The 25,188-nt window shown below is 74.8% G+C and carries 29 protein-coding genes; 18 read left to right on the top strand and 11 right to left on the bottom strand.

The features are described 5' to 3' along the window. The first annotated feature begins 46 nt into the window (after positions 1-46). From RDV89_RS11080 to RDV89_RS11090, 3 genes are read left to right on the top strand one after another with little or no spacing between them, the layout of a single operon-like run. Complete coding sequence (locus tag RDV89_RS11080) at positions 47-907, top strand: class I SAM-dependent methyltransferase (protein WP_315733106.1); 861 nt, start codon at positions 47-49, stop codon at positions 905-907. Between the two features lie 52 nt (positions 908-959). After that, complete coding sequence (locus tag RDV89_RS11085) at positions 960-1,979, top strand: LLM class flavin-dependent oxidoreductase (protein WP_315733107.1); 1,020 nt, start codon at positions 960-962, stop codon at positions 1,977-1,979. Between the two features lie 13 nt (positions 1,980-1,992). Then, positions 1,993-3,045: an alpha/beta hydrolase family protein gene (locus tag RDV89_RS11090; RefSeq protein ID WP_315733108.1), complete on the top strand. Its 1,053-nt coding sequence runs from the start codon at positions 1,993-1,995 to the stop codon at positions 3,043-3,045. Between the two features lie 25 nt (positions 3,046-3,070). On the opposite strand, the gene RDV89_RS11095 is transcribed toward RDV89_RS11090, so the two are convergent. The 6 genes from RDV89_RS11095 to rpmB form a co-directional block, all read right to left on the bottom strand. Next, positions 3,071-3,844, bottom strand: coding sequence for a sortase domain-containing protein (locus RDV89_RS11095; protein WP_315733109.1), 774 nt, complete (start codon positions 3,842-3,844; stop codon positions 3,071-3,073). A gap of 193 nt (positions 3,845-4,037) precedes the next feature. After that, positions 4,038-4,691, bottom strand: coding sequence for a class F sortase (locus tag RDV89_RS11100; protein ID WP_315733110.1), 654 nt, complete (start codon positions 4,689-4,691; stop codon positions 4,038-4,040). A gap of 18 nt (positions 4,692-4,709) precedes the next feature. Then, complete coding sequence (locus RDV89_RS11105; protein WP_315733111.1) at positions 4,710-5,957, bottom strand: hypothetical protein; 1,248 nt, start codon at positions 5,955-5,957, stop codon at positions 4,710-4,712. A gap of 201 nt (positions 5,958-6,158) precedes the next feature. After that, entirely contained in the window at positions 6,159-6,464 is a 306-nt protein-coding gene (gene rpsN, locus RDV89_RS11110; RefSeq protein ID WP_315733112.1) for a 30S ribosomal protein S14, read from the bottom strand. A gap of 1 nt (position 6,465) precedes the next feature. After that, a complete protein-coding gene (gene rpmG / locus RDV89_RS11115; protein ID WP_315733113.1) occupies positions 6,466-6,636 on the bottom strand; it encodes a 50S ribosomal protein L33 in 171 nt (56 codons plus the stop codon). Next, on the bottom strand, positions 6,636-6,872 hold the full coding sequence (rpmB, locus tag RDV89_RS11120) for a 50S ribosomal protein L28 (RefSeq protein ID WP_315733114.1): 237 nt from the start codon (positions 6,870-6,872) through the stop codon (positions 6,636-6,638). The genes rpmG and rpmB overlap by 1 nt, the downstream gene beginning before the upstream one ends. A gap of 88 nt (positions 6,873-6,960) precedes the next feature. Here rpmB and RDV89_RS11125 point away from each other — a divergent pair, with 88 nt between their 5' ends. From RDV89_RS11125 to RDV89_RS11150, 6 genes are all read left to right on the top strand, one after another. Continuing rightward, positions 6,961-7,233 (top strand): type B 50S ribosomal protein L31, encoded by a 273-nt coding sequence (locus RDV89_RS11125; RefSeq protein ID WP_315733115.1) that lies wholly within the window; start codon positions 6,961-6,963, stop codon positions 7,231-7,233. After that, on the top strand, positions 7,230-8,327 hold the full coding sequence (locus tag RDV89_RS11130) for a GTP-binding protein (protein ID WP_315733116.1): 1,098 nt from the start codon (positions 7,230-7,232) through the stop codon (positions 8,325-8,327). The genes RDV89_RS11125 and RDV89_RS11130 overlap by 4 nt, the downstream gene beginning before the upstream one ends. A 56-nt stretch (positions 8,328-8,383) precedes the next feature. Then, the gene (gene rpmF / locus RDV89_RS11135; protein WP_315733117.1) at positions 8,384-8,566 is read left to right on the top strand and encodes a 50S ribosomal protein L32; all 183 of its coding nucleotides are present in this window, start codon (positions 8,384-8,386) and stop codon (positions 8,564-8,566) included. Between the two features lie 41 nt (positions 8,567-8,607). After that, positions 8,608-8,730, top strand: a complete 123-nt coding sequence (gene ykgO, locus RDV89_RS11140) for a type B 50S ribosomal protein L36 (RefSeq protein WP_315733118.1) — start codon at positions 8,608-8,610, stop codon at positions 8,728-8,730. 117 nt (positions 8,731-8,847) lie between these two features. Then, positions 8,848-9,630: an enoyl-CoA hydratase/isomerase family protein gene (locus RDV89_RS11145; RefSeq protein ID WP_315733119.1), complete on the top strand. Its 783-nt coding sequence runs from the start codon at positions 8,848-8,850 to the stop codon at positions 9,628-9,630. A gap of 76 nt (positions 9,631-9,706) precedes the next feature. Further along, a complete protein-coding gene (locus tag RDV89_RS11150) occupies positions 9,707-10,345 on the top strand; it encodes a hypothetical protein (RefSeq protein WP_315733120.1) in 639 nt (212 codons plus the stop codon). Between the two features lie 85 nt (positions 10,346-10,430). Here RDV89_RS11150 and RDV89_RS11155 read toward each other — a convergent pair whose 3' ends face one another. Continuing rightward, positions 10,431-10,709, bottom strand: a complete 279-nt coding sequence (locus tag RDV89_RS11155; RefSeq protein ID WP_438823271.1) for an HU family DNA-binding protein — start codon at positions 10,707-10,709, stop codon at positions 10,431-10,433. Positions 10,710-10,778: 69 nt separating this feature from the next. Then, on the bottom strand, positions 10,779-12,083 hold the full coding sequence (locus RDV89_RS11160; protein ID WP_315733121.1) for an MFS transporter: 1,305 nt from the start codon (positions 12,081-12,083) through the stop codon (positions 10,779-10,781). Between the two features lie 223 nt (positions 12,084-12,306). Here RDV89_RS11160 and RDV89_RS11165 point away from each other — a divergent pair, with 223 nt between their 5' ends. Then, positions 12,307-12,843: a Dps family protein gene (locus RDV89_RS11165; protein ID WP_315733122.1), complete on the top strand. Its 537-nt coding sequence runs from the start codon at positions 12,307-12,309 to the stop codon at positions 12,841-12,843. Positions 12,844-12,938: 95 nt separating this feature from the next. Here the strand turns inward: RDV89_RS11165 and RDV89_RS11170 are convergent, their stop codons facing one another. Then, positions 12,939-13,361, bottom strand: coding sequence for a pyridoxamine 5'-phosphate oxidase family protein (locus RDV89_RS11170; protein WP_315733123.1), 423 nt, complete (start codon positions 13,359-13,361; stop codon positions 12,939-12,941). Then, positions 13,358-14,185, bottom strand: a complete 828-nt coding sequence (locus RDV89_RS11175) for a TspO-related membrane protein (RefSeq protein ID WP_315733124.1) — start codon at positions 14,183-14,185, stop codon at positions 13,358-13,360. The genes RDV89_RS11170 and RDV89_RS11175 overlap by 4 nt, the downstream gene beginning before the upstream one ends. 40 nt (positions 14,186-14,225) lie before the next feature. On the opposite strand from RDV89_RS11175, the gene RDV89_RS11180 reads away from it, so the two are divergent. Continuing rightward, positions 14,226-15,212: an SDR family NAD(P)-dependent oxidoreductase gene (locus RDV89_RS11180; protein ID WP_315733125.1), complete on the top strand. Its 987-nt coding sequence runs from the start codon at positions 14,226-14,228 to the stop codon at positions 15,210-15,212. Between the two features lie 244 nt (positions 15,213-15,456). Here the strand turns inward: RDV89_RS11180 and RDV89_RS11185 are convergent, their stop codons facing one another. Continuing rightward, positions 15,457-17,187, bottom strand: a complete 1,731-nt coding sequence (locus RDV89_RS11185; protein WP_315733126.1) for a dolichyl-phosphate-mannose--protein mannosyltransferase — start codon at positions 17,185-17,187, stop codon at positions 15,457-15,459. A gap of 42 nt (positions 17,188-17,229) precedes the next feature. On the opposite strand from RDV89_RS11185, the gene rsmI reads away from it, so the two are divergent. From rsmI to RDV89_RS11220, 7 genes are all read left to right on the top strand, one after another. Continuing rightward, a complete protein-coding gene (gene rsmI, locus RDV89_RS11190) occupies positions 17,230-18,057 on the top strand; it encodes a 16S rRNA (cytidine(1402)-2'-O)-methyltransferase (RefSeq protein WP_315733127.1) in 828 nt (275 codons plus the stop codon). A gap of 58 nt (positions 18,058-18,115) precedes the next feature. Then, positions 18,116-19,021, top strand: coding sequence for an alpha/beta fold hydrolase (locus RDV89_RS11195; protein WP_315733128.1), 906 nt, complete (start codon positions 18,116-18,118; stop codon positions 19,019-19,021). Beyond that, positions 19,018-19,884, top strand: coding sequence for a TatD family hydrolase (locus tag RDV89_RS11200; RefSeq protein ID WP_315733129.1), 867 nt, complete (start codon positions 19,018-19,020; stop codon positions 19,882-19,884). Before RDV89_RS11195 ends, RDV89_RS11200 begins: the two co-directional genes overlap by 4 nt. A gap of 285 nt (positions 19,885-20,169) precedes the next feature. Further along, complete coding sequence (locus RDV89_RS11205) at positions 20,170-21,369, top strand: resuscitation-promoting factor (protein WP_315733130.1); 1,200 nt, start codon at positions 20,170-20,172, stop codon at positions 21,367-21,369. A gap of 100 nt (positions 21,370-21,469) precedes the next feature. Continuing rightward, positions 21,470-22,387: a 16S rRNA (adenine(1518)-N(6)/adenine(1519)-N(6))-dimethyltransferase RsmA gene (gene rsmA / locus RDV89_RS11210; protein WP_315733131.1), complete on the top strand. Its 918-nt coding sequence runs from the start codon at positions 21,470-21,472 to the stop codon at positions 22,385-22,387. Beyond that, complete coding sequence (locus tag RDV89_RS11215; protein ID WP_315733132.1) at positions 22,384-23,343, top strand: 4-(cytidine 5'-diphospho)-2-C-methyl-D-erythritol kinase; 960 nt, start codon at positions 22,384-22,386, stop codon at positions 23,341-23,343. Before rsmA ends, RDV89_RS11215 begins: the two co-directional genes overlap by 4 nt. Then, positions 23,343-25,166 (top strand): ABC-F family ATP-binding cassette domain-containing protein, encoded by a 1,824-nt coding sequence (locus tag RDV89_RS11220; protein WP_315733133.1) that lies wholly within the window; start codon positions 23,343-23,345, stop codon positions 25,164-25,166. Before RDV89_RS11215 ends, RDV89_RS11220 begins: the two co-directional genes overlap by 1 nt. The last annotated feature ends 22 nt before the right edge of the window (positions 25,167-25,188 follow it).

A 25,188-nucleotide genomic window follows, 5' to 3' on the forward strand; every position in this document is an offset into this window, starting at 1 on the left:
AGGACGCTACTTAGGTACGCCTAACCCGGTGCCCTAGGTTCGCCTCGTGAGCAACGAGACGATGCGCGCGACCTGGGACGCCGACGCGGCCGGCTGGATCGAGACGGAGGCCGACCTCGACGCGGTGCTCGCGCCGGTCACGACCGCGGTCGTCCAGGCCGCCGACCTCGCCTCCGCCCGGCGGGTGCTCGACGTCGGTTGCGGCACGGGCGCGCTGCTCGAGGCCGCGGCCCGGCGTGGGGCGCACGAGGTCGTCGGGGTCGACATCGCCGAGCCGATGGTGGCGGCGGCGCAGGCGCGCGTACCGTCCGCCACCGTCCTCGCGGCCGACGCCCAGACGGCCGACCTCGGCCTCCTCGGAGCGCCGTTCGACCGGATCGTGTCGCGCTTCGGCGTGATGTTCTTCGCCGACCCGGTCGCCGCGTTCGCGAACCTGCGCTCCGCGGCCGCGCCGGGCGCCCGCCTCGCCTTCGCCTGCTGGCGCGAGGTCGAGGAGAACCCGATGTTCACCCTGGGCACCTCGGTGCTCACCCGCCGCTGGGACGCCGAGCTCGGCGACCGGCCGCGCAGCGTCCCGGGGGCGCCGGGTCCGGTGTCGATGGCCGAGTACGCCCGCGTGCGCGCCGTGCTCGTCGACGCGGGGTGGCGCGACGTCGCGGTGCGCCCGCTGGACTACGTCCACGACCACGGGTACGCCGGTGGCGACGGCGTCGAGAGCCGCCTCGCGGTGATCCTGGCGACGGCCACCGGTCGTGCGGCGCGCGCCCGGCTGCTGCCGCTGCTCGGCGAGGACGGGTGGGCCGCGCTGCTGGACGAGGTGCGCACGGAGCTGCGCCGGCACCGGGTCGACGGCGTGGTGCGCTACCCGGGCGCCTGCTGGCTGGTCACGGCGTCGAACCCCGCCTGATCGGGCCGGCTGCCGCAGGAATGCCGCGTCCCAGGTAGTTGTTCGGTCAACTATGAAGAACATCGGGTTCCTGTCCTTCGGTCACTGGACGCCCTCGCCGCACTCGCAGACGCGGTCGGCCTCGGACGTGCTGCTGCAGTCGATCGAGCTCGCGGTCGCCGCGGAGGAGCTGGGCGCCGACGGTGCGTACTTCCGCGTGCACCACTTCGCCCGCCAGCTGGCCTCGCCGTTCCCGCTGCTGGCCGCGGCCGGCGCGCGTACCAGCCGGATCGAGCTCGGCACCGGCGTGATCGACATGCGCTACGAGAACCCGCTCTACATGGCGGAGGACGCGGGCGCCGCCGACCTCATCTCCGGCGGCCGGCTGCAGCTCGGCATCAGCCGCGGATCACCGGAGCAGGTGATCGACGGCTACCGGTACTTCGGCTACGCGCCCGCCGACGGCGAGGACCACGCCGACCTGGCGCGCCGCCACACCGAGGTGTTCCTCGACGTGATCTCCGGGCGCGGGTTCGCGCAGCCGAACCCCCGGCCGATGTTCCCCAACCCGCCCGGCCTGCTGCGCATCGAGCCGTACTCCGAGGGCCTGCGCGACCGCATCTGGTGGGGCGCCGGCTCCCGCGCGACCGCCGAGTGGACCGGCCGCCAGGGCATGAACCTGATGAGCTCGACCCTGCTGACCGAGGACACCGGCGTCCCGTTCCACCAGCTGCAGGCCGAGCAGATCCAGATGTTCCGCGACGCCTGGAAGGAGGCCGGCCACGACCGCGAGCCGCGGGTCTCGGTCAGCCGGAGCATCTTCCCGATCGTCGACGACCGCGACCGGGCATACTTCGGCCACGACCGCGACAGCCGCGACCAGGTCGGAATCATCGACGGCGGCACGGCGCGCTTCGGGAAGTCGTACGCCGCGGAGCCCGACGAGCTCGTCGAGCAGCTGCGCGAGGACGAGGCGATCGCCGCGGCCGACACGCTGCTGCTCACCGTGCCGAACCAGCTGGGCGTGGACTACAACGCCCACGTGATCGAGTCGCTGCTGACGCACGTCGCGCCGGCGCTGGGCTGGCGCTGACAGACTGGTCGGCATGACCGTACGCCGCGGCGTGGCCGCTGCAGGGCTGCTCCTCGTCACCGCGTGCACGGGCACGGACGAGGGGGCGGGCCCCGACGCGTCGTCGGGGCCGAGCTCGTCGGCCACGTCCTCGGCGGCCGCGTCCTCCGGGACGCCGCCGAGCACGGCCACCCCCACGCCCGAGCCGACGCCCCCGCCGGCCGAGGGGCCGGCGGACCTCTCGCGCTGGTTCGACGCCGCGTTCACCGGTGGCGACCTGCAGCTCGGCGAGGTGCGCGAGCAGACCTCCGCGTACACCTCCTACGACGCCAGCTACCGCAGCGAGGGACTGCTGATCACCGGCGTGCTCAACGTCCCGGCGGGGGAGGGTCCGTTCCCCGCGGTCGTGCTCGCCCACGGCTACATCGACCCCGCCGCGTACGAGCAGGGCCAGGGCATGACGCGCGAGCGCGGCGTCCTCGCGACCGACGGGTTCGTCGCGTTCCACGTCGACTACCGCGGTCACGCGGGCTCCGACGACGACCCGGCGCTGGTGGAGACGCAGCGGTTCGGGTACGCCGTCGACGTCCTCAACGCGGCCACCGCGCTGCGCGAGACCGACCTCGTGGCCGTCGACGACGAGCGCGTCGCGGCCTTCGGGCGCTCGATGGGGGGCGGCGCGGTGCTCGAGGCGCTGGAGATGGCGCCCGGTCACCTCGACGCCGGCGTCCTGTACGCCTCCGTGTCCAGCAACGCCGCCGACAACTTCGTGCAGTTCAACGACGGCGGCGGGTTCTGGGAGCAGCTGGTCGACCTCGCGGGCACGCCCGAGGAGAACCCCGGCTACTACGCGGCCGCCTCGACCCGCACCTACGTCGACCGGGTGACCGAGCCGGTGCTCGTCGTCCACGGCAGCGCCGACGACACGTGCCCGCTGCCCTGGGCGGAGGCGACCCACGCGGCCCTGCAGGGCGCGGGCGTCGACGCGACGCTCGACGTGTACGACGGCGAGGGCCACGCCTTCGGGCCGCAGTTCCCCGCGTCGATGGAGGCGATCTCGGCGTTCCTCGGGGAGAAGCTGGGCTGAGCGTTCCCGTCCGCGCGGCGCCGTCTCAGGCGCCGGTGACCTCGACGAGCCGCCCGATCTTGTCGATGCGGTGCTCGGGGTTGCCGAACTCGTCGGACCACCAGTTGCCCTCGGCCCGGTCCTCGGGGGTCCGGCAGGTCGAGAGCGTGATCATGGCCTCGGTCGGCGTGACCCCGGGCTGCCCGGGCACGGCGGCCCGCTGCGCCGCGAGCGACGCCGGGTCGCGGAACGAGACCTGGTGGGTCTCGACGACCTCGTAGCTGTAGGTCAGGGCGTCGACCCGGACCTGCACGACGTCGCCGTCCACGAGATCGGGCAGGAACTCGAACGCGCGCGTCGACGACAGCCGGTGGGCGGTGACCTGGTAGTTCCCCACGCCTCCGGGCCCGGTGCCGCCCTCGGCCCCGTAGGGGCTGGCCGCGATGCCGCCGTCCTGGATCTCGGTGCCGGGGGCGTCGTCGGTGCGCCCCTCGTACGCCTGCACCACGAGGTCGACGATGCCGAGCGCGGGGATGCTGAGCAGCGCGTCGCGCGGGGTGCCGTCGCTCGGGACGGGGCCAGGCGGCTCGGGCGGCTCGGTGGGCTCCGTGGGCTCGGGCGGTTCGCTGGGAGTGGTCGGCGTGGGTTCGGCCGGCGTCTGGCCCGCACCGGCGGTGGCCGAGCCCGTCGGCGGCGCGGCGCTGTCGCGCAGCCCGGGCGTACAGGCCGTCGCGGCCAGCAGCAGGGCGGCGAGCGCGACCACGAGGGCGACCGGCGTGGTCCGCGAGGTGGCCCGCAGGGTGGGGGAGGAGCGGCGCATCGTGGCCTCCGGGAGGGCGGCCCGACGACGGGCCGCGACCTCTCCATGGTGCCACGGGCTGTCACCGCGGGGGACTGTGTGACGAACTCCTGCACTTGGACCCCGTCGAAACGGGGTCCAAGTGCCGGAGTACCCGGTTAACCGGGTACTCCTGAGGCGGGAGGGAGAGCGGGAGGGAGAGCGGCAGGCCCGCTCAGCCGGCGGCCTGCTCCTGGGTGGGCTCGTCGCCGGGCTCGTCGGCCGGCTGGCCCGTCGGGGTGCCGAAGACGATCACGTTGCGCTCGTAGTACTCGCCGTTCCAGTCCGCGCACGTGATGAGCACGAGGTCGCCCTCGCCACGGTCCTGGCCGAACAGCTCCTCGGCGTTCTCGGTGATCTCCTCGCGGGAGTAGTAGCGCACCTTGTCGACCGAGTAGCGCATCCGGCCGTTGTTGTTGACGACGTCGACCGCGTCGCCCGGCTCGAGGGTGCCGATGCGGTTCATCGAGCCGCCGCCGGTGTGGACGGTGTGGCCGGTGATGACGGTCTGGCCGTCGCGGGCGCCGGGCGGGGCGCTCTCGCGCCACCACCCGACGGTGCTCGCGTCGCGGGGCGGGTCGAGCACGCCCTGCGGGTCCACGTCGATCTCCCACACGGCGGCGACGACGTCGAGCTTGGGGATCTCCAACCGGATCGGCGCGGCCGGGTCGAGAGGGACGTAGTCCGACGAGGTTCCGTCGTCCGCCTCTCCACCCGGCCACGCGATGCCGGTGCCGACCATCCCGACGCAGAGGACCAGGAGCATCGTGGTCAGGGCGGTGAGGATCGCGTCGAAGCGACCCACCCGCACCGTCTTGCTCTCGGTCATGATCGGGAGGTTACGTCGTCAGGCGTCTGCGCGGAGGCGGAAGAACCGGTACGCACCGGCTCCCACCGCGAGCAGCGTCATCGTGACCAGCGCGACCGGACCCCACGGGGCCGGCGTCTCGCCGGACAGGCCGGCCGGGACGGAGACCGGGACGGCCGGCGTCGGGCGGTCGGTGTCGGTCGGCGGGGTGGTCGGGTCGGGCTCGTCGGTCGGCGGCTCCTGGACGTCGTAGACGCCGCCCTGGCAGAACGCCTTGCCCAGCTCGAGCGCGGCAAAGCTGGTGCCGATGAACTGCGAGGCCGCGGGGAGCACCTGCAGGTCGAGCGCGGTGACCTCGATCGAGTTCGGCGTCGGCTGCGACTGCTTGTTGAGCGTGAGGCTCAGCAGGTTGTCGCGCACCGGCGCGAGCTGGTCGGAGATCTGCGCGATCACCAGGTCGTTGATCTCGCTCAGGTAGGGCAGCAGGGCCGTCAGCGGGGCGAGCGCACCGCCGAGGGCGTTGGTCAGCTGCGAGTCGAGACCGGCGATGACCGAGTCGACGAGCACGTTCAGGTCGGTGACGACCTCCGTGTTCGGCGGGATGTCGCCGACCGGGAGGCTGAGGATCTCGATCTCCTGGCCCGCGACGGTGACGTAGCCGCGCAGGTCGGCGACGTTCGAGGTCGCGGTCGCCGAGGTCGAGGTCGCCTGGCAGGTGCTCTGGATCGCGCCGGCGGACTCGATCACGATGCCGAGCTCGCCCAGGCCGCCGAGGACCTGGTTGAGGACGTCGCTCAGGGGCGTCAGGACCTGGCCGACCAGGGGGCCGAGCGCGTCGTTGAGCGGACCGGTCAGCGGGTCGAGGATGTTGGAGGCGATCAGGTCGGCGTCGCCCAGGTCGACCGTGCCGGGGAGCAGGGTGACCGCGTCGCCGCCGGTGAGGCAGGAGCCGTCACCGACCTCGACGATCACGGCGCCCGTGCCGGCCACGCCGGAGCAGGCGTACGCCGTGCCGCGGCCGTCGGCCGCGGTGGTGGTCGCGTCCTGGTAGAGGGCGCCGATGGAGACGTTGCCCTGGTTGGACAGCACGTCGGCGACCTGGGGGTCTACGACGCCGGTCGAGGTCTCGTTCTCACCGTCGTTGACGACGGTGTACTGACCCGAGTCGACCGGGCTGCCCGCGATCGTGAGGACGGCGGCGGTCGCGCTCGCCGTGGCGGCGGGCTCGGCAGCCATCGCCGGAGCGGTGGTCACGCCGATGACGGCGACGGTGGAGAGTGCTGCCAACAGGCGCACGGCGGAGCGTTGCAAAGGAATCCCTCCCGGCTCGATCAAGCTGAAGATCAGCGTGTGAGCCGGTCGACCCTTCCAACGGGCTCGACGTGCTCAACGCCACACATGCCGGGAGGTTACCTCAAGAAATTCTCAAGGCGAGTGCAACGTCTCAACTTTGTTTGTGATGCGTACCCCAACCGTCGCCGTCCGGCGTCACCAGCTGGACTTGCGGATCCCCGGCAGCTCGCCGCGGTGGGCCAGCTCGCGGAACCGGATCCGCGAGAGACCCGCCTTGCGCAGGTAGCCGCGGGGTCGGCCGTCCGTCTGGTCCCGGTTGCGCAGGCGCACCGGTGAGGCGTCGCGCGGCAGCCGGTTCAGCTCGCGCACCGCCTCGAGGAGCTGGGGCGACCCGGGTTCGGCGACGCGCACCGCCTCCTTGAGGGCCGCGCGCCGCTCGGCGTACCGCGCCACGGTCCGCTCGCGCCGGGCCTGGGCCGCGATCTTCGCCTTCTTCGCCATCTCAGCGCTCCTCCCGGAAGTCCACGTGCCGACGCACGCGGGGGTCGAACTTGCGCAGCACCAGGCGGTCGGGGTCGTTGCGCCGGTTCTTCCTGGTCACGTAGGTGTAGCCGGTCCCCGCCGTCGAGCGGAGCTTGACGATGGGGCGCACGTCGTTGCCTCGCTTCGCCACTACAGCTGCACCCCCCGCCGACGCAGGTCGGCCACGACGGACTCGATGCCGCGGGCGTCGACGACCTTGATGCCCCGGGCGCTGAGGCGCAGCTTCACGGTGCGCCCCAGCGAGGGCACGAAGTAGCGCTTGGTCTGGACGTTCACGTCGAACCTCCGCTTGGTGCGGCGGTGGGAGTGCGAGACGTGGTGGCCGAAGCCGGGCTCACGTCCCGTCACCTGGCAGGTGCGGGCCACGGGATTCCTCTCCGTCGGGGGATGTGTCATAGTAATGAGAACGGTTCTCATTCTAAACACACGACCCGAGCTCGAAGGGAACGCACCGATGCAGCAGGGGATCCACCCCACCTACGGACCCGTCGTCTTCCGCGACCGATCGACCGGCTGGACGCTCCTGACGCGCTCCACGCTCTCGGCCGCCGTGGGCGGCGAGACCGTCGAGGTCGACGGCACCACCTACCCCGTCGTCGACGTCGACGTCTCCGCCACCAGCCACCCCTTCTGGACCGGCCGCGGCCGCGTGCTCGACGCCGAGGGCCGCGTCGAGGCGTTCCGCCGGCGGTACGGCGCCGCCGCAGCGCCGCGGGGGCGCTCGTGAGGGCCTCCGTCGTCCTCGTCACCGGCGCCGCGCCGGCGGCGATGGCGGCCACCCAGCTGAGCCTGTTGTGGGACCTGCCGCACGCGGTCGCCGTGCGCCACCACATCGACCTCGACCGGGGCGTCCTCGAGCGCGTCGTCAGCGACCTCGGCGGCGTCGTCGAGCGCGAGGAGGTGACCCTCGAGCACGCCTGCGTCAGCTGCGCCCTGCGCGAGGACGTGCTCCCGACGCTCGACCGGCTCGCCCGCGACGGACGGTGGCGCACGATCGTCGCCCAGCTGCCCGTCGGGGCGGAGGGGGAGCAGGTCTGCTCCGTCCTGGCCTGGGACCCGGCGCTCGCCCGCCGGCTCAAGGTCGCGGCGGTCGTCGCCGCCGTCGACGGCGCAAGCGTGGTCGAGGACCTGCTCGGCGACGACACACTCGCGGACCGGGGGCTGGCCAGCAGCCACGACGACGAGCGCGGCCTGGGCGAGGTCGCCTGCTCGATGGTCGAGTACGCCGACGTGGTCGTCGCGCACGGCGTCGACGAGGCCGCGGTCTCGAGCACGTCGGGCACCGCCCGTGCGCTGCTGCAGGTGCTCGCGCGTCCGGACGTACCCGTCGTGCAGGGCGCCGACCTCCTCGCCGGCGCCGACCTGCTGCAGCGCCCGCCGCACCAGCACGCCCGCACCCGGGCCTGGTCCAGCCACCTGCGCGACGCCCCGGTGCCGCCGGCGCCCCGCGACGACGTGTGGACCCTCGACCTGCACGCCGACGCGCCGTTCCACCCCGAGCGGCTGCTGGAGCACCTCGAGGAGCTCGCCTCCGGCCCGTTCCGCACCCGCGGCTGCTTCTGGCTGCCCACCCGCCCCGACCAGGCGCTGCTGTGGGAGGGCGCCGGCGGGCACCTCGCGATCGGCGCCGGCGAGGCGTGGGGGCGGCGGCCGCGACGGACGCGGCTGACGTACGTCGGCGTCGGCAGCCCCCCGGCCCACCTGGCCGCGGCGTTCGAGTCGCTGCTGCTCGCGCCGGCGGCGTACGGCCCCGGCATCGCCTGGCACCTGGCCGAGGACGGCTTCGAGCCCTGGCTCGGCCCCCTGCGCGACGTGGCCTGACCGCGGCCGCCGACCCACCCACCCAGCAGCCCACCCAGCAACGAAGGAGCACCCCTGTGGCCGTCCCCAAGCGCCGCACGTCCCGCAGCAACACCCGACACCGCCGCTCGGCCTGGAAGGCCAGCCGGCCCGACCTCGTCCCGGTCGTCGTCGACGGCCACGAGCACGTCGTGCCGCGCCGCCTCGTCGCCGCCGTGCAGCGGGGCCTCGTCGACCCGGCCACCGGTCGGCTGCGCTGACCGCGCGTACCCCCGTCCCCCCCACCACCAGGAGCTCCCCCGTGAAGGTCCGCAACTCGCTGAAGTCCCTCAAGAAGCAGCCCGGCGCGCAGGTCGTGCGCCGTCGCGGCCGCACGTTCGTCATCAACAAGCAGAACCCGCGGATGAAGGCCCGCCAGGGCTGACCCGCGCCTCCGACCTGCGGGGCGTACCGCTGCTCTCATGCCGGCAGCGGTGCGTCCCGCAGCCCACACCCCGGGCGCCCCGGACGGGTCGGGCGCCCCGCGGTGATGATGGGCTCCATGACCTCCATCACGTCGACCTACGACCCCGCCGCCCGCGTCGCCCGGATCACGCTGGCCGACCCCGAGCGCGGCAACGCCATCCACCCCGCGATGGTGGCCGAGCTCGGCGAGGCGGTGCGCACCGCCGACCGGGCCGGTGCGCGCGTGATCGTGCTGGCCTCGACCGGACGCTTCTTCAGCGTCGGCGGCGACCTGCGGGGGATGGCGGCGGCCGACGACATGGCCGCCCACCTCGATGACCTGGCCGACGACCTGCACCGCGTCGTCAGCGACCTGCAGCGCAGCCGCGCGGTCGTCGTCGCGGCCGTGCAGGGCGTCGCGGCGGGTGCGGGTTTCCCGCTCGCCGCTGCGGCCGACGTCGTCCTCGCGGGCCGCTCGGCCTCGTTCACCCTCGGCTACACCAAGGTCGGGCTCAGCCCGGACGGCGGCACGTCCCTGCTGGTGCACACCCTCGGGCTGCACCGCACCCTGCGGCTCGCGCTGCTGGGCGACCGGCTCGACGCGGAGGAGGCGTACGCCGCGGGGCTGGTCGCGCGGGTCGTCGACGACGCCGACCTCGAGACCCAGACCGACGCCGTCGTGGCGCTGCTGGCCGCCGGTGCGCCGGACGCGCAGGCCACCGCCAAGCGGGTCGTGCGCGACGCCGCCGAGCCGGCGCCCGAGGCGCGACTGCGTGCCGAGGCCCGCGGGATCACGGCGCAGGCGGGCGGCCCCGAGGGTGCCGAGGGCGTCGCGGCCTTCCTCGCCAAGCGGGCGCCGGTGTTCGGCGACGGCGACTGAGCGCGTCCACTACGCTCGTGCGCGTGCTCGTCCCGGGACCGGGACGGGAGACGACGAGTCGTGGAGGTCTCGGATCATGGGTGCGCGCATGGGCGTACGGACGGTGGCGGTGTCGGCGGTGCTCGGCCTCGCGCTGGTCGGGTGCAGCGGCGACGGCGAGGACGAGTCCACGCCGGAGCGGGAGTGGCCGGCCGACCTGGCCGGCGCCTGCGACGAGATCGGGCCGCTCCTGCAGCCGGAGTTCGACCAGGAGAACGGCGACATCGACTACGAGACGCTGACGTCCGAGCTGGAGGCGTACGCGGAGAACGGCGACCAGGCGACCGCGGACGCGCTCGCGCCGCTGGCCGAGGCCTCGGAGGCCATGATCGCGGTCGCCGCGGCCGACGCGGAGTACGCGCAGGCTCAGGAGGACCTGCTCTCCGACCCCGACTCCATCCCCTCCGAGTTCCTCGAGCTGGAGCCGGGCGAGGAGGCGACCATCGAGCTGCCGGGCGGCGATCCCGCCGTCGCCGAGCAGGCCGCCGCCGCGGACGAGGCGTTCCAGGCCGCGCGCGAGGACCTCAGCGCCCAGTGCGACGCCGAGGGCACCCCGCTCATCGACCCCGACGAGGTCGAGGCCGAGAACCAGGAGATCGAGGACTCGCTGCGCGAGTCCGGCGCTCCTGGCGAGGCCGACATCACCGACCCGGCCGAGGAGACCACGGCCCCCTGAGCGGGCCGTCGCTCCACCCCCTGGGCAACGAGAAGGGCGTCCGACCAGATGGTCGGACGCCCTTCGTCGTGTCGGTGGGCCGAGATCAGCCGGCGACCTGCTTCTTCAGCGCAGCGGCGGCCTTGAAGGCCGGCGTCGTGCTCGCGGAGATCTGGATCTCCTCGCCGGTCTGCGGGTTGCGGCCCGTGCGGGCGGCGCGCTCACGCGTCTCGAAGGTGCCGAAGCCGGCGATGGCGACCTTGTCGCCCGCGGCCAGGGCGTTGCCGATCGCGGAGAACACCGCGTTGGCGGCGGTCTCGGCGTCGGCCTTGCTCAGACCGGCAGCCTCGGCGACCTGGTCGACGAGCTCCTTCTTGTTCACCATGCTTGCTCACTCCTCATCAGGGACGTTCGGTCGATACCGACCGTAAAGGCTGTTCCGCCTCCGGTCACGCTACCGGGCATCCGCACCGGTGCACGCTTCGGGTTCGGCGCGTCGCCGCGTGGTTGCTGGGATTTCGTCGCCCGCGGCACCCTCGAGGGCCCGTCGCAGGGTCCGGGCGCCCGCGAGCGCGACCAGCAGCGAGGCGAACGCGGCGGCCACCGTGACGGAGAACGCGGCCGTGTGCCCGGGCAGCGACCCGAGCGAGCCGGCCTCCCCGGCGTCGGCGAGGCGACCCGCCACCGCGGAGCCGGCGGCGTACCCCAGACCCGTCACGCCGGCCAGCAGCGTCATCGCCGTGCCGACGCGGGCGGCGGGCACGACGCGCTCGGCGAGCGTGAAGGAGGTGATCATCGACGGGGCGACCGCGAGACCGAGGAACAGGATCACCACCGCCACGCCGGGCAGGCTCGAGACCGTCAGCAGCGGCAGCGCGAGCAGGGCCAGTCCCGCGCCCGCGGCGAGCAGGCGGGTGGGCAGGCCGATGCGGTCCGGCAGGGAGGCGTACCCCACCGCCGCGATCACGCTGCCGATCCCGAGCAGCGCGTGCACCAGGCCGGCGGCGCCCGGCTGCCCGGCCGCGGTGGCCAGCACGGTGGTGCCGGTCTGCACGGACCCGAACAGGGCGCCGAGGCTCAGCTGCGCGCCCATCACCACGACGACCGCGGCGGTCAGGACGGGACCGGAGGCGGTACGCCGGTCGCGCCCGACGCCGCGCGGGGCCGTGCGGTGCAGCGCGAACGCGGTGCCGAAGACCGCGAGCATGCCGGCGGCGGCGAGCAGCGCGGCAGCCGGGTCGAGCAGCGCCGCGAGCAGGCCCACCACCGTGGGGCCGAGGACGAAGGAGGCCTCGTCGGCGGCACCCTCGTAGGAGAACGCGGTCGCCACGAGGCGGTGCTGCTGCGGGTCGTCGGCCGTGGCGGGACGCCAGCGCACGCGCGCCAGCGGCCCGACCTGCGGCAGGGCGAGGCCGGCGAACGCGGCGACGCCGAGCAGGGCGGGGGTCGAGGCGCCGCCGGTGGCGCCGGCGACGATGCCGACCAGGCCGAACGCGCCGAGCAGGGCCTGGACGAGCACGACGGGGCGCTGGCCCCACCGGTCGGCGAGACCGCCGGCGACGGGGGAGCCGACCGCGTTGGCGACCGCGAGGGTGCCGGCCGCGGCGCCGCCGGCGCCGTAGCTGCCGGTCTCGGCGGCGACGAGGAGCAGGGTCCCGATCTGGGACATCGCGAGGGGCACGCGGGCGACGAACGCGACCGCGACGTAGGGGGCACCGACGAGCTCGAGGAGTCGACGGTAGGAGCGCAGGGGTGACACGGGGGTCCTTCCGGGTACGGCGAGCCTGCGCGCCGTACCCACCTCCAAGACGCGCCGTAACCCTCAGCATCGCCGAGAGTACGCCCGGAGCTCGTCGTGGCGGTAGATCCGGCGGCTCGAAGGGGAGCCTCACCTTCCTGGAATGGTTCCAGAAAAGGTGTCAGAGTGGCGCTCGTCGCCGGGCGGGAGCCCGGCCTTCGGACCCCGAGGAGAGGAGACCGCCATGAGCGAGACCATCCAGACCACCGCCGGCGCGACGACCCACAAGGCCGACCCGCGCTACCGCGCCTCGCAGCAGGTCGCCGACCACCTGCAGCAGCTCAGCGTCGACCTCATCGACCTGCACCTCGTCGGCAAGCAGGCGCACTGGAACGTCGTCGGCAAGAACTTCCGCGACCTGCACCTCGCCCTCGACGAGGTCGTCGACGCGGCCCGCGAGTTCTCCGACACGGTCGCCGAGCGCATGCGCGCCATCTACGTGACCGTCGACGGCCGCGCCGCCCGCGTCGCGACCGGCTCGAGCCTGCCGGACTTCCCGGCCACCGAGATCGACACCGCCGACACCGTCGACCTCATCGTCAAGGCCCTCTACGCCGTCGCCGGCACCGCCCGTCGCATCCACGACGACGTCGACGCCGAGGACCCGACCACGGCCGACATCCTGCACTCGATCCTCGAGCGCCTCGAGCAGCTCGCGTGGATGATCGACGCGGAGAACCGGACCGCCAACCAGAGCGAGCCGGCCAACATCAACGAGTGACCCTCCGCCCCGGCGCGCGCCGGGGCAGCGGACGCCGACGCCGGCGTCTCCCGATCTCTGTGGCGGAGCGGGAGGCGCCGGCGTCGTGCTGTCGCTCAGGCCGGGTCGAGCAGGCTCCGTGACGCCAGGATCCGGTCGACCTCGATCCGGATCGCCACCCGGTCCTCACGCTCCTTCGGCTGCTTGTAGCGCAGGGCGTACCGCTCGACGGCGCGCGCCACGGCGGCCGGCTCGGTGGTCGCGGTCGCGGTGCCCTCGATCGTCGCCCACACCGCGCGCTCCACGTCGCACACGCTGACCGGGCCGCCGGGGTTGGCCAGCACGTTGCGGGCCTTCCTCGAGGAGGCGAACGTGATCACCCACGCGCAGCGCTCCTCGACGTCGAGGGTCACGCCGACGGGCACGGAGTGCGGGCGGCCGTCGGCGCGCAGGGTGGTCAGCGTCGCCGGGCGGCGCACGGAGAGGTGGGCGAGCAGGGGCTCGGGCACGCTGTCCCAGCCGGGGGTCCACGAGGTCACGGGGTCATCCTCTCCTGGTGGTGGCGGGAGCGCCGGCGCGCGACGGCGACCGCCACGAGCGGGGTCAGCGCCGCGAGCACGGCGACGACGCCGACGCTCCAGGCGTCGGGCTCGCCGAAGAAGCGGCCGTAGGCCACCCAGCCCAGGCCCCAGGCCTGCGCCAGGGCCACGGCCACGCGACCCCAGGCCAGGGCCGCCAGCGCCGTCACGACGGCGATCGCGACCAGCACCACGAGGGCGATCCGGGCGGCGGTGACGCCGGTGGCGGTGGCGCCGTCGGCCGCCGCGGTCGCGGCCACGTTGGCGACGCTCGCCAGGCTGACCCACCCCGCGTACAGGCCGAAGGTGCCGTCGGTGACGACGGCCTCGACGCGGTCGGGCGGCGGGTGCTCGCCGAGGCGGCGCAGGATCTCGCACAGCACCGCGAGCAGCACCACGATGACCACGACGCTGGTCCACAGCAGGCCGTCGAAGGTGACCCACAGCCAGGTCGCGTTGAGCACCGACGCGGCGACCACGAGCCAGCCGATCGCGCGGTGGCGGGGGTCGGTGCGGGCCGTGCGGCGCCACTGCAGCAGGACGTACGCGGCCTGGCCGAGGTAGACCAGCGACCAGATCGAGAAGGCCGGGCCCGCGGGCGTCAGGAGGGTCGAGTCGTCGGCGAACGCCGCGTTGTTGGCGGTGTCGACCTCGCGGCCGCCGATCGCGCCGGACCCGACGAGGTTCGCGACCACGCAGGCGACGAACGCGACGGTGACGGCGACCTGGCGGGACAGGTCGGCCGGTGCGGAGGCGGTCGCGGCAGAGGGGGGTGCCACGGTCATCCGGTCATCGTGGCAGAGGTGTGGTCGCTACCGTCGGGGCATGACCTCGGCCCGCCCCGCCTCGCTCCCGGCCGCCCGCCTGCTCGACACCGTGCTGGACCGCACGGTCGCTCCGGGCTACACGCGCCTCGGCCTTGCCGTGCGGCGCCGGCTGCCGACCTGGCCCGCCGACCCCGCCGCCGGCGCGCTCGCCGGCCGCGTCGCCGCCGTCACCGGGGCCTCCTCCGGCCTGGGGATCGCGACCGCGGAGCAGCTGGCCCGCCTCGGCGCCGAGGTGCGGCTGGTCGTGCGCGACACCGAGAAGGGCGAGGGGGTGCGCCGCGAGCTCGCCGAGCGGGTGCCCGGGGCGACGTTCGTCGTCGACCGCTGCGACGTCGGCGACCTCGACGACGTGCGCCGGGCCGCGACCGACCTGGCCGCGGCACTGGGCGACCGGCCGCTCGACGTGCTCGTCCACAACGCCGGCGCGATGCCGCCCGAGCGCACGACCTCGGCGCAGGGCCACGAGCTGTCGATGGCCGTGCACGTGCTCGGACCCGTGCTGCTGACCGACCTGCTGCGCGAGCGGCTCGCGGCCTCCGAGCGCGGGGCGCGGGTGGTGCTGGTGACGTCGGGCGGGATGTACGCGCAGAAGCTGCGGGCCGACGACCCCGAGTTCGAGCAGGGCGACTACTCCCCGACGACCGCGTACGCCCGGTCCAAGCGCGCGCAGGTCGAGCTCGCGCCGGTGCTGGCCGAGCGGTGGCGCCCCGCCAGCGTCGCGGTCATGCACCCGGGGTGGGCGGACACGCCGGGCGTGGCGGAGTCGCTGCCGGGCTTCCACAAGCTGACCGGGCGGGTGCTGCGCGACAGCGACGAGGGCGCCGACACGACGACGTGGCTCGCGGCGACCGAGCCGGCGCCGCCGACCGGCCTGCTCTGGCACGACCGGCGCCCGCGTCCCACCTCGCTGCTCCCGACCACCCGCACCACCGATCCCGACCGCGCCCGCCTCTGGGCGTGGGTGCGCGGCGCGACGGGCCTCTGACGCCCCTGCGCGAGTTGCGGGTTGCGCCGCGGTTGGATGCGTCGAGTTGCGGGTTGCGCCGCGGTTCGGTGCGCCGATCCGGCACGAACGGCATGCAGGGCGGCGAGAGGTACGCGCGTACCGCGGCGTGCTCGGTAGCCCGCCGCGCTCGGCGGCGGCGTAAGCCGTAACTCGGTGCCTCGGCCGCGGCGTCAGCCGTAACTCGGTGCCTGGGCCGCGGCGCAACCCGCAACTCGGCGCGGGGCTAGATCCAGCGGTCGAACCAGATCCGGTCGAGCCACTCGCTGCGGGTCAGCATCTCGCCGGTGAAGATCGGGTAGAACCACGCGAAGTTCAAGATCACCAGCACCACCAGCGTCCCGGCCAGCACGACGCCGACGGTGCGCCGCGCCGTCGGGGTCCGGTCGCGCCCGATCAGCTGCCCCAGCGCCAGGCTCAGCGCGATGATCGTGAACGGCAGGATCGCCATCGCGTAGAACAGGAAGATCGGGCGTTCGTCGTTGAACCACCACGGCAGCCACGTCGACAGGGCGCCGGCGACCGCGACGCCGTAGCGCCAGTCGCGCGCCCCGACCCACATCAGGGCCGCGACGAGCAGGGCGGCCGCGCCCGCCCACCACAGCACCGGCGTGCCGAGGATCAGCACCTGCGTCAGGCACGTGCTGTCGGCGGCCGCCCGGCAGCCGCGGTCGCCGGGCTCGATGCCGTTCTCCGCGTGCACGCCGACGGGCCGGTTGAGCACCAGCCAGCCGCGCGGGTCGGACTGGTAGGGGTGGTCGGCGCAGTTGAGGTACTGCGTGTGGAAGACGTAGACGTCCTGGTGGTAGTACCAGAGCGAACGCAGCGACTGCACCACCTCGCCGAGTCCGGAGGCGTCCGGCTCGGTCGCCGTGGGCCAGCGCGCGTCGGGGTCGCGGCCGGGCTGGTCGTCGCAGCTGGTCGCCGGCGTCGTGAACTGGGTGTACTGCGTCGAGGAGAACGCCTCCTCCTCGACGTCGGCGTTGACCAGCCAGCCGGTCCAGCTGATCACGTAGGTCACGGCCGCGACGAGCACGAGGTAGCCGAAGGCGGGCACGCCGTCCACCACGGCCGCGCGCAGCAGCGAGCGCCGCACGCCGAACATCCGCCGGGCCCCCGCGCTCCAGACCCACACGAGGATCCCGAAGACCGCCAGCGGGTAGAGCGCCGTCCACTTGGTGCCCACCGCGAGGCCCCACATCACGCCGCCGGCGAGCAGCCAGGGGCGCCACAGCAGCGCGCGTACCGGCCCCGCGGGCCCGAACCGCCCCGAGCCGTCCAGCGGGTCCAGCGGCGCGTCGGGATCATCGGGGCGCTCCGGCACCAGCCGCGCCAGCCGGGCGCGCAGCCAGAAGCGGTCGTTGACCACGCAGGCCACGCCGCACATCAGGAACAGCGCGAGGAAGATGTCGAGCAGGGCCAGGCGGGAGAGCACGAAGTGCATCCCGTCGAAGGTCAGCAGGACGCCCGCGACGCAGCCGAGCAGCGTCGAGCCCGTCATCCGCCGCACCAGCCGGCACATCACGAGCACGAGCAGGGCGCCCGCGAGCGCCGCCGAGAAGCGCCAGCCGAAGGGGTCCATCCCGAACAGCCGGATGCCGATCGCGATCATCCACTTGCCGACCTCGGGGTGCACGACCAGCTCGGGGTCCTCCGACCACGCCTCGAGGTCGCCGTCGAGGATCCGCTGGTCGGCGTCGTCGGGGAAGTCGCGCACGTAGCCGTGGTTGAGCAGCGACCAGGCGTGCTTGGCGTAGTAGGTCTCGTCGAAGGAGAACTCCCGCGGCGTGCCGAGGTGCCACAGCCGCAGGCCGAGGGCCAGCGCGAAGACGGCGAGGGCCGGCAGCCAGCCGCCCGCCCGCGTGGACCAGCCCGACAGCGCCCTGGCCACGGCCGGCGGCGGCACCCCGCGGGCGCGCTCGCGCACGCGTTCGAGGGTCGCGCTGGGCCAGGTCACGGGGGTGAACTCTACGGACGCGCGCCTGGGATGATCGGCCTCATGGTCCTCGTTCTCGCCGGCACCCCGATCGGTCGTCCGGACGACGCCTCGCCGCGCCTCGTCGCCGAGCTCGGCCGCGCCGACGTCGTCGCCGCCGAGGACACCCGGCGCCTGCGCCGGCTGGCGGCCGACCTGGGGGTCGAGGTCGGCGGCCGGGTGGTGTCGTACTTCGAGGGCAACGAGGCGGCGCGCACCCCGCAGCTGCTGGAGGCCGCGCAGGCCGGCGAGCGGGTCCTGCTCGTCACCGACGCGGGCATGCCAAGCGTGTCCGACCCCGGCTACCGCCTCGTCGCCGCCTGCGTGGAGGCCGACGTCCCGGTCACCGCGGTGCCCGGCCCCAGCGCGGTGCTCACCGCCCTCGCCGTGTCCGGCCTGCCCGTCGACCGGTTCTGCTTCGAGGGCTTCCTGCCGCGCAAGGACGGCCCGCGCTCGCGCCGGCTCGCCGAGCTGGCCCGCGAGCAGCGCACCATGGTGTTCTTCGAGGCGCCGCACCGCACCGCCGCCGCGCTCACGGCGCTCGCCGCCGCGTTCGGCGACGACCGACCCGCCGCGGTGTGCCGCGAGCTGACGAAGACGCACGAGGAGGTGCGCCGCGGCGGCCTGCGCGAGCTGGTGGAGTGGGCGGCCGAGGGCGTACGCGGGGAGGTCACCCTGGTCGTGCAGGGCGTCGTGCCCGGCACCGAGGTCGACGGCGACCCCGACAGCCTGCGGGCCGCGGTCGCGGAGCAGGAGGCGGACGGCGTCCCCCGCAAGGACGCGATCAAGGCGGTCGCCGAGCTCGCGGGCGTGCCGAAGCGCGTGGTCTACGACGCGGTGCACCGCGCCTGAGCGGGCGCGCGGTCGGTCACCCCGCCGCCCGCGGGGGCCGGTCTCCTAGGCTCGCCGCATGGCCTCCCGCCTCACCTCCTTCACCCACGACGGCCTGACGTTCGACGTCACCGACGACGGCCCCCTCGACGGCGAGGTCGTCGTGCTCCTGCACGGCTTCCCGCAGCGCGCCAGCTCGTGGCGCCGCGTGGCGCCGCTGCTGCACGCGCAGGGCTACCGCACCGTCGCGCCCGACCAGCGCGGCTACTCCCCGGGCGCGCGGCCGACGGGTCGCCGGGCATACGCCGCCGGCCGTCTGGTCGGCGACGTCGTGGCGCTGCTCGACGCCCTCGGCGAGCCGGGCCGGCGCGTGCACCTGGTCGGTCACGACTGGGGAGCCGCGGTGGGCTGGGGCGTCGCGGCCGCGCTGCCGGACCGGATCAAGACCTGGACGGCCGTCTCCGTGCCGCCCGTCGAGGCGTTCGTGGCGGCCGGGCTGCGGAGCAGGCAGCTGCTGCGCAGCTGGTACATGCTCTTCTTCCAGCTGCCCGCCGTGCCGGAGGCGGTCGCGACCCGGACCCCGCGCGCGTTCGAGCGGGTGCTGGCCGCGGCCGGTATGCGCGAGGAGGACCTGGCGCGCTTCCGCGAGGAGATCGTGGAGCACGGGGCGCTGCCCGGCGGCCTGGCCTGGTACCGCGCCCTGCCGCTGAACCTGACCCGCGGCCGGAAGGGCGGGAAGCGCGGGAAGGGCGCCGGGGGCGAGGGGAGCGAGAAGGGCCGCGGCGCCGTGCGCGTGCCGACCACGATGGTGTGGAGCGACGGCGACGCCGCGATCGACCGCGTCGGCGTGGACCTCGCGGCCGACCACGTGCGGGCCGACTACGAGCTCGTCGTGCTCACCGGCGTCAGCCACTGGGTGCCCGAGCACGCGCCGGAGGCGCTGGCCGAGGCGATCCTCGAGCGGGTCACGTCGGTGCCCGCGTGAGCGCGGCCGCCCCCGACCGCCGCTCCGAGGCGCCCCCGGCCCCCGAGCCGCTGCCGCACCCGGTCGTCGACAACCACTGCCACCTCGACATCACCCGCGACGGCGCGGAGGCGGTCGACGTGCCGCAGGCCCTCGCGGCCGCCGCGGCCGTCGGCGTGCCGCGGATCGTGCAGATCGGTTGCGACCTGCGGGGCGCGCGGTGGGCGGTCGAGGCGGCGCGGCAGCACGACGCGATCGTCGCGGGCGTCGCGCTGCACCCCAACGAGGCGCCACGGCTCGCCGAGCAGGGCCTCCTCGAGGACGCGCTGGTCGAGATCGAGGAGCTCGCCGCCGCGCACCCCGACGTGCGCGCGGTGGGGGAGACCGGTCTCGACTTCTTCCGCACCGGGCCCGAGGGCGTGGCCGCGCAGCGGGAGAGCTTCGCGCGCCACATCGACATCGCGCGGCGTCTCGACCGCACGCTCGTCATCCACGACCGCGACTCGCACGACGCCGTCCTGGAGGTGCTCGACGCCGAGGGCGTGCCCGAGCGCTGGGTGATGCACTGCTTCTCCGGCGACGCCGCGTTCGCGCGCGCGTGCCTGGACCGGGGGGCGTACCTCTCCTTCGCGGGCACGGTGACGTTCAAGAACGCGGAGCCCCTGCGCGAGGCCCTGCGCGTCGCGCCGCGCGACCGCGTCCTGGTCGAGACGGACGCGCCGTACCTGACCCCCGCGCCGCACCGCGGCCGCCCGAACGCCTCCTACCTGGTGCCGCTGACGGTACGCACGATGGCCCAGGTCAGGGGCGACGACCTGGGTGAGCTGTGCGCCGCGATCGAGGCGTCGACGTACGCCGCGTTCGGCGGCCGCTGGGACGCCTGAGGCCCTGCGCGCCGGACCAGGCGGCCGTGTCAGGCGTGTCACGCCTGGGGACGAGGGATTGGCGGCAGCCGCCCGCGCCGTTATCGTCGTGGCCTTGTAGCCGGGATCGGGCAGTTGTACCGACCGGCGCGAGGCACGGCTCCCGGGCCGGGTGGGCGGACAGACAGCCGCTGATCCCGGGCCGGCTACTTCCCCAGCCGAGCCCTCGCCGCACCGAAGGTCGAACGACCCGGGCGGCGTGTGCGCCGACGTCCGAGGACCGGGGAGCACGGCGTTCGGAGAAGTGTGCAGCTTTCAGGTGTCCTGGGCGGCCGAGGCGATCTCGCCCGGCTCGTCCGCAGTCGAGGTTTCCTCGTCGCCCTCGTCGCGGTCGTGGTGCTGGCGGTGGCCGGCACGACCGTCGGCTACCAGGCCCTCGGCAAGTCGGTGACGCTCAGCGTCGACGGCGAGGAGTCCACGGTCACGGTCTTCGGCGACACCGTCGCCGACGTGCTGGAGTCCGAGTCCCTCGAGGTGGGCGAGCGCGACCGCGTGGTGCCCAGCGTCGACGAGACGATCGAGGACGGCGCCGTGGTCGAGGTCAGCTACGGGCGCCCGCTCGAGCTGACGGTCGACGGCGCGACCGAGACGCGCTGGACCACCGCGTCCGACGTCGCGGGCGCGCTGAGCGAGCTGGGCCTCGACGGCGCCGGCTCCGAGCTCTCCGTGAGCCGCAGCGCCTCGATCGACCGCGAGGGCATGGCCCTCGAGATCGTCACCCCGCGCACCCTGACGCTCGTGATCGGCGCCGACGCCCCGGCGGAGGAGACCGTCACCGCGCTGACCGTCGGGGAGGTCCTGGAGCAGCTCGAGATCGAGCTGGGCCCGGAGGACCGCGTGCAGCCGGGTCTCGACACCCCGACCGGCGAGGGCGGCACCATCACGGTCGTCCGCTGGGCCGTCGAGGACCGCGAGGTCGCCGACCAGGCCGTGCCGCACGACACCGTCGAGGTGGAGTCTGACGACCTCTACGAGGGCACGACCCGCGTCGAGACCGAGGGCCAGGACGGCGTCGCCAACGTGACCTACCGCGTCACCCTGCGCAACGGCGCCGAGAACGCCCGCGAGGAGATCTCCCGCGAGGTCGTGCGCGAGCCGGTCACCGAGCGCGTGCTCGTGGGCACCAAGGAGCGCGCCCCCGCTGCGTCCTCCGGCTCGTCCGGCTCGTCGGCCCCGGCCGGCGGCAGCAACTACGCCTCGGGCAACACCGACTGGGACCGCCTGGCGCAGTGCGAGTCCGGCGGCAACTGGGCCATCAACACCGGCAACGGCTACTACGGCGGCCTGCAGTTCAACCTGCAGACCTGGCGCGGCTACGGCGGCTCGGGCTACCCGCACGAGGCCAGCCGCGAGGAGCAGATCCGGATCGCGACCAAGGTCCGCGACGACCGCGGCGGCTACGGCGCCTGGCCGGGCTGCGCGAGCAAGCTCGGTCTGCCCCGCTGACCCGAGGCTCGACGAGACACCCTCCACGGGCCGGGACCCGCGCCGCACGGCGCCGGTCCCGGCCCGTGGCGCGTCGGCGGGTCTCGTTAGGGTGACGCCCGTGACCGAGCCAGGCGACCCGCGACTGCTGAGCGCGGCCGACGTGCGTCGCCTCGCCGCCGAGCTCGACCTGCGCCCCACCAAGCAGCGCGGGCAGAACTTCGTCATCGACCCCAACACCGTGCGTCGGATCGTGCGCGACTCGGGGATCACCGGCGACGACGTCGTGGTCGAGGTGGGCCCGGGCCTCGGCTCGTTGACCCTGGCGCTGCTGGCCGTCGCGCGACGGGTCGTCGCGGTCGAGGTCGACCCCCTCCTGGCCGGCCGGCTGCCCGCCACCATCGAGGCGTACGCCCCGGGGATCGGCGAGGACGCCTTCGAGGTCGTGCTGGCCGACGCCCTGCGGATCGAGGAGGTCCCCGGCCCCGCGCCGACCGCGCTGGTCGCCAACCTGCCCTACAACGTCTCCGTCCCGGTGCTGCTGCACCTGATGTCGCTGCTGCCGGGCCTCGAGCGCGGGCTCGTGATGGTGCAGGCCGAGGTCGCGGACCGGCTGGCCGCCGGTCCCGGCTCGCGGACCTACGGGGTGCCGTCGGTCAAGGCGGCCTGGTACGCCGACGTGCGTCGCGCCGGGGCGGTGGGTCGCAACGTGTTCTGGCCCGCGCCCAACGTCGACTCCGGCCTCGTCGCGTGGACGCGGCGCGAGCCGCCGCGCACGACGGCCACGCGCGCGCAGGTGTTCGGCGTGGTCGACGCGGCCTTCGCGCAGCGGCGCAAGACGCTGCGCGCCGCGCTGCGGGGACTCGTGACGAGCCTGGCGTCGGCCGAGGGCGAGGCCGCCGGCCCGTCCGTCGCCGAGCGCCTCGAGGCCGCCCTGGCGTACGCGGGGGTCGCCCCCACGGCCCGTGGCGAGGAGCTGCGCGTGGAGCAGTTCGCCGCGATCGCGGAGTCGCTGCACGCCTCCGAGGGGGTCGCGTGAGCAGCAGACGCGCCGTCGGGCCGGCGCAGGCGGTCACGGTGCGCGCGCCCGCCAAGATCAACGTCTACCTCTCGGTCGGCACGCCGCGCGCCGACGGGTTCCACCCGCTGGCGACCGTCTACCAGGCCATCGGTCTCTACGACGACGTCACCGCCCGGCCGGGCGGCTCCGGCACGGTGCCGGTGCGCGTGAAGCTCGCCGCCGCCGACCACGTCGACGCCGACGCCGTGCCGCTCGCGCCGGGCACGAACCTGGTGCACCGGGCGGCCGAGCTGCTCGGCGCCCACCACGGGCGCCGCCTGCGCTCCGACATCTCGATCTCCAAGGCCATCCCGGTCGCCGGCGGCCTGGCGGGCGGGTCGGCCGACGCCGCCGCCGCGCTGGTCGCGCTCGACCGGCTGCACGACCTGCAGACCACCGACGAGGCCCTGCTCGCGATCGCGGCCGAGCTCGGCAGCGACGTGCCCTTCTCCCTCGTCGGCGGCACGGCCCAGGGGGTCGGCCGCGGCGAGCAGGTGACGGCGTACGTCGACCCCGCCATCGTCGAGGCCGCCTGGTGGTGGGTGGTGGTGCCGTCCGCGACCGGCCTGGCCACCCCGCAGGTCTACGCGCACTTCGACCGCATGCGGCCCGACGCGCACGAGGCGCCGGTCGTGCCCGACCGGGTGCTCGCCGCGCTCGCCTCGCAGGACCCGACCTCGCTGGCCGCCGTGCTGCACAACGACCTGCAGGCGGTCGCCCTCGACCTGCGCCCCGACCTGGTCGACGTGCTCGCCGACGGCGAGGAGGCGGGCGCGCTGCGCGGGATCGTCTCCGGCTCCGGACCGACCTGCGTGTTCCTGTGCGAGGACGCCGACCACGCCCGCGAGGTCGCCGGACGCCTGCAGGAGCAACACCCCGTGGTGCTCGTCGCGACCGGACCGGTCGCGGGCGCGCACCGGGTGGAGTACGTCTGATGGCCGCGCCGCGCCAGGGAGCCCCCCGCGCCAACCTCGTGAACCTGGAGAAGGTCTCGAAGTCGTACGGCGTGCGGCCGCTGCTCACCGACGTCTCGCTCGGCATCGGCGAGGGCGAGCGGATCGGCATCGTCGGACGCAACGGCGACGGCAAGACCACGCTGCTCGAGGTCCTGACCGGGATCGAGGAGCCGGACACCGGCCGGGTCTCGCGCTCGCGCGGGCTGCTGGTCGGCTACCTGCACCAGGGCGACGCGCTCGACGACACCCACACGGTGCGCGAGGCCGTGCTGCAGGGCCGCGCCGACCACGAGTGGGCGGCCGAGACCGCGACCCGCGAGGTCGTCGAGGTGCTCCTCGCCGGCATCGAGCTCGACCGCTCCGTGCACGGCCTGTCCGGCGGCGAGCGGCGCCGCTGCTCGCTGGCCGCGCTGCTGCTCGACCGCCACGACCTGCTGGTCCTCGACGAGCCGACCAACCACCTCGACGTGGAGGCCGTCGCCTGGCTGGCGCGCCACGTCGCCGGGTTGTCCAGCGCACTGCTCGTCGTCACCCACGACCGTTGGTTCCTCGACGCGGTGTGCGAGTGGACGTGGGAGGTGCACGACGGCGTCGTCGACGTCTACGAGGGCGGGTACGCCGCGTTCACGCTCGCCAAGGCCGAGCGCTCGCGCCAGGCCGCCGCCAACGAGGCGCGCCGGGCGAACCTGGCCCGCAAGGAGCTGGCCTGGCTGCGCCGCGGCGCGCCGGCCCGCACCTCCAAGCCCAAGTTCCGCATCGACGCCGCCAACGCGCTGATCGAGGACGAGCCGCCGCCGCGCGACAGCCTCGCGCTGCAGCGATTCGCGACCCAGCGACTCGGCAAGGACGTCGTCGACCTCGAGCACGTCGACCTCTCCCGCGGCGACAAGCGCCTGCTGCGCGACGCCACGTGGCGCCTCGGCCCGGGGGACCGGGTCTCCATCGTCGGCGTCAACGGCGCCGGCAAGACCTCCGTGCTCAACCTCGTGGCCGGCGCGCTGGCGCCGGACGCGGGCCGTGTGAAGCAGGGCCGCACCGTGGCGCTGGCCCACCTGACCCAGCAGCTCGACGGTCTCGACCCGACCGCCCGGGTGCTCGCCGCCGTCGAGTCGATCCGCCGCGTGACCCGCACGGCCGACGGCGAGGTCACCGCGTCGAGCCTGCTCGAGCGCTTCGGCTTCACCGGCGACCGGCTCACGGCCCGCATCGGCGACCTCTCCGGCGGCGAGCGGCGCCGCTTCCAGCTGCTGTGCCTGCTGCTGGAGGAGCCGAACGTGCTCCTGCTCGACGAGCCGACCAACGACCTCGACATCGAGACCCTGCAGGTGCTCGAGGACTTCCTCGACGGCTGGCCCGGCACGCTCGTCGTGGTCAGCCACGACCGGTACTTCCTCGAGCGCACCACCGACTCGACCTGGGCGCTGCTCGGCGACGGCGGCATCTCGATGCTGCCCCGGGGCGTGGACGAGTACCTCGAGCGCCGCGCGGCGTCGGTCGCGGCGGCCGGCTCGGGCTCCTCGGGCTCGTCGGGCTCCGCCGCGGCCCCCGCTGCGACTGCGGCACCGGCCGGGGGCGCCCGCGCCGGGAGCGCGGAGGAGCGCGCCGCACGCAAGGCCCTGGCCCGCGTCGAGAAGCGCCTGCAGCGCATCGGCGAGGAGGAGGCGGCCCTCAACGCGCAGGCCGCCGAGGCCGCGCAGGACTACGAGCGGCTCGGCGCGATCGGCGCCCAGCTGCAGGCGCTCGCCGAGGAGCGCGACACGCTCGAGCTCGAGTGGCTCGAGGCCGCCGAGATCCTCGGCTGACGCGCGTACCCGCCGAGGTGCG

It is taken from the genome of Nocardioides imazamoxiresistens (assembly GCF_032378595.1).
GTDB lineage: Bacteria > Actinomycetota > Actinomycetes > Propionibacteriales > Nocardioidaceae > Nocardioides > Nocardioides imazamoxiresistens.

Bases quoted from the DNA above. Each gene is read 5' to 3' on its own strand.
- RDV89_RS11085 (WP_315733107.1), top strand. From the start codon at position 960: ATGAAGAACATCGGGTTCCTGTCCTTCGGTCACTGGACGCCCTCGCCG.
- RDV89_RS11090 (WP_315733108.1), top strand. From the start codon at position 1,993: ATGACCGTACGCCGCGGCGTGGCCGCTGCAGGGCTGCTCCTCGTCACC.
- RDV89_RS11095 (WP_315733109.1), bottom strand. From the start codon at position 3,844: ATGCGCCGCTCCTCCCCCACCCTGCGGGCCACCTCGCGGACCACGCCG.
- RDV89_RS11100 (WP_315733110.1), bottom strand. From the start codon at position 4,691: ATGACCGAGAGCAAGACGGTGCGGGTGGGTCGCTTCGACGCGATCCTC.
- rpsN (WP_315733112.1), bottom strand. From the start codon at position 6,464: ATGGCGAAGAAGGCGAAGATCGCGGCCCAGGCCCGGCGCGAGCGGACC.
- RDV89_RS11125 (WP_315733115.1), top strand. From the start codon at position 6,961: ATGCAGCAGGGGATCCACCCCACCTACGGACCCGTCGTCTTCCGCGAC.
- RDV89_RS11145 (WP_315733119.1), top strand. From the start codon at position 8,848: ATGACCTCCATCACGTCGACCTACGACCCCGCCGCCCGCGTCGCCCGG.
- RDV89_RS11150 (WP_315733120.1), top strand. From the start codon at position 9,707: ATGGGTGCGCGCATGGGCGTACGGACGGTGGCGGTGTCGGCGGTGCTC.
- RDV89_RS11155 (WP_438823271.1), bottom strand. From the start codon at position 10,709: ATGGTGAACAAGAAGGAGCTCGTCGACCAGGTCGCCGAGGCTGCCGGT.
- RDV89_RS11165 (WP_315733122.1), top strand. From the start codon at position 12,307: ATGAGCGAGACCATCCAGACCACCGCCGGCGCGACGACCCACAAGGCC.
- RDV89_RS11175 (WP_315733124.1), bottom strand. From the start codon at position 14,185: ATGACCGTGGCACCCCCCTCTGCCGCGACCGCCTCCGCACCGGCCGAC.
- RDV89_RS11180 (WP_315733125.1), top strand. From the start codon at position 14,226: ATGACCTCGGCCCGCCCCGCCTCGCTCCCGGCCGCCCGCCTGCTCGAC.
- rsmI (WP_315733127.1), top strand. From the start codon at position 17,230: ATGGTCCTCGTTCTCGCCGGCACCCCGATCGGTCGTCCGGACGACGCC.
- RDV89_RS11195 (WP_315733128.1), top strand. From the start codon at position 18,116: ATGGCCTCCCGCCTCACCTCCTTCACCCACGACGGCCTGACGTTCGAC.
- RDV89_RS11220 (WP_315733133.1), top strand. From the start codon at position 23,343: ATGGCCGCGCCGCGCCAGGGAGCCCCCCGCGCCAACCTCGTGAACCTG.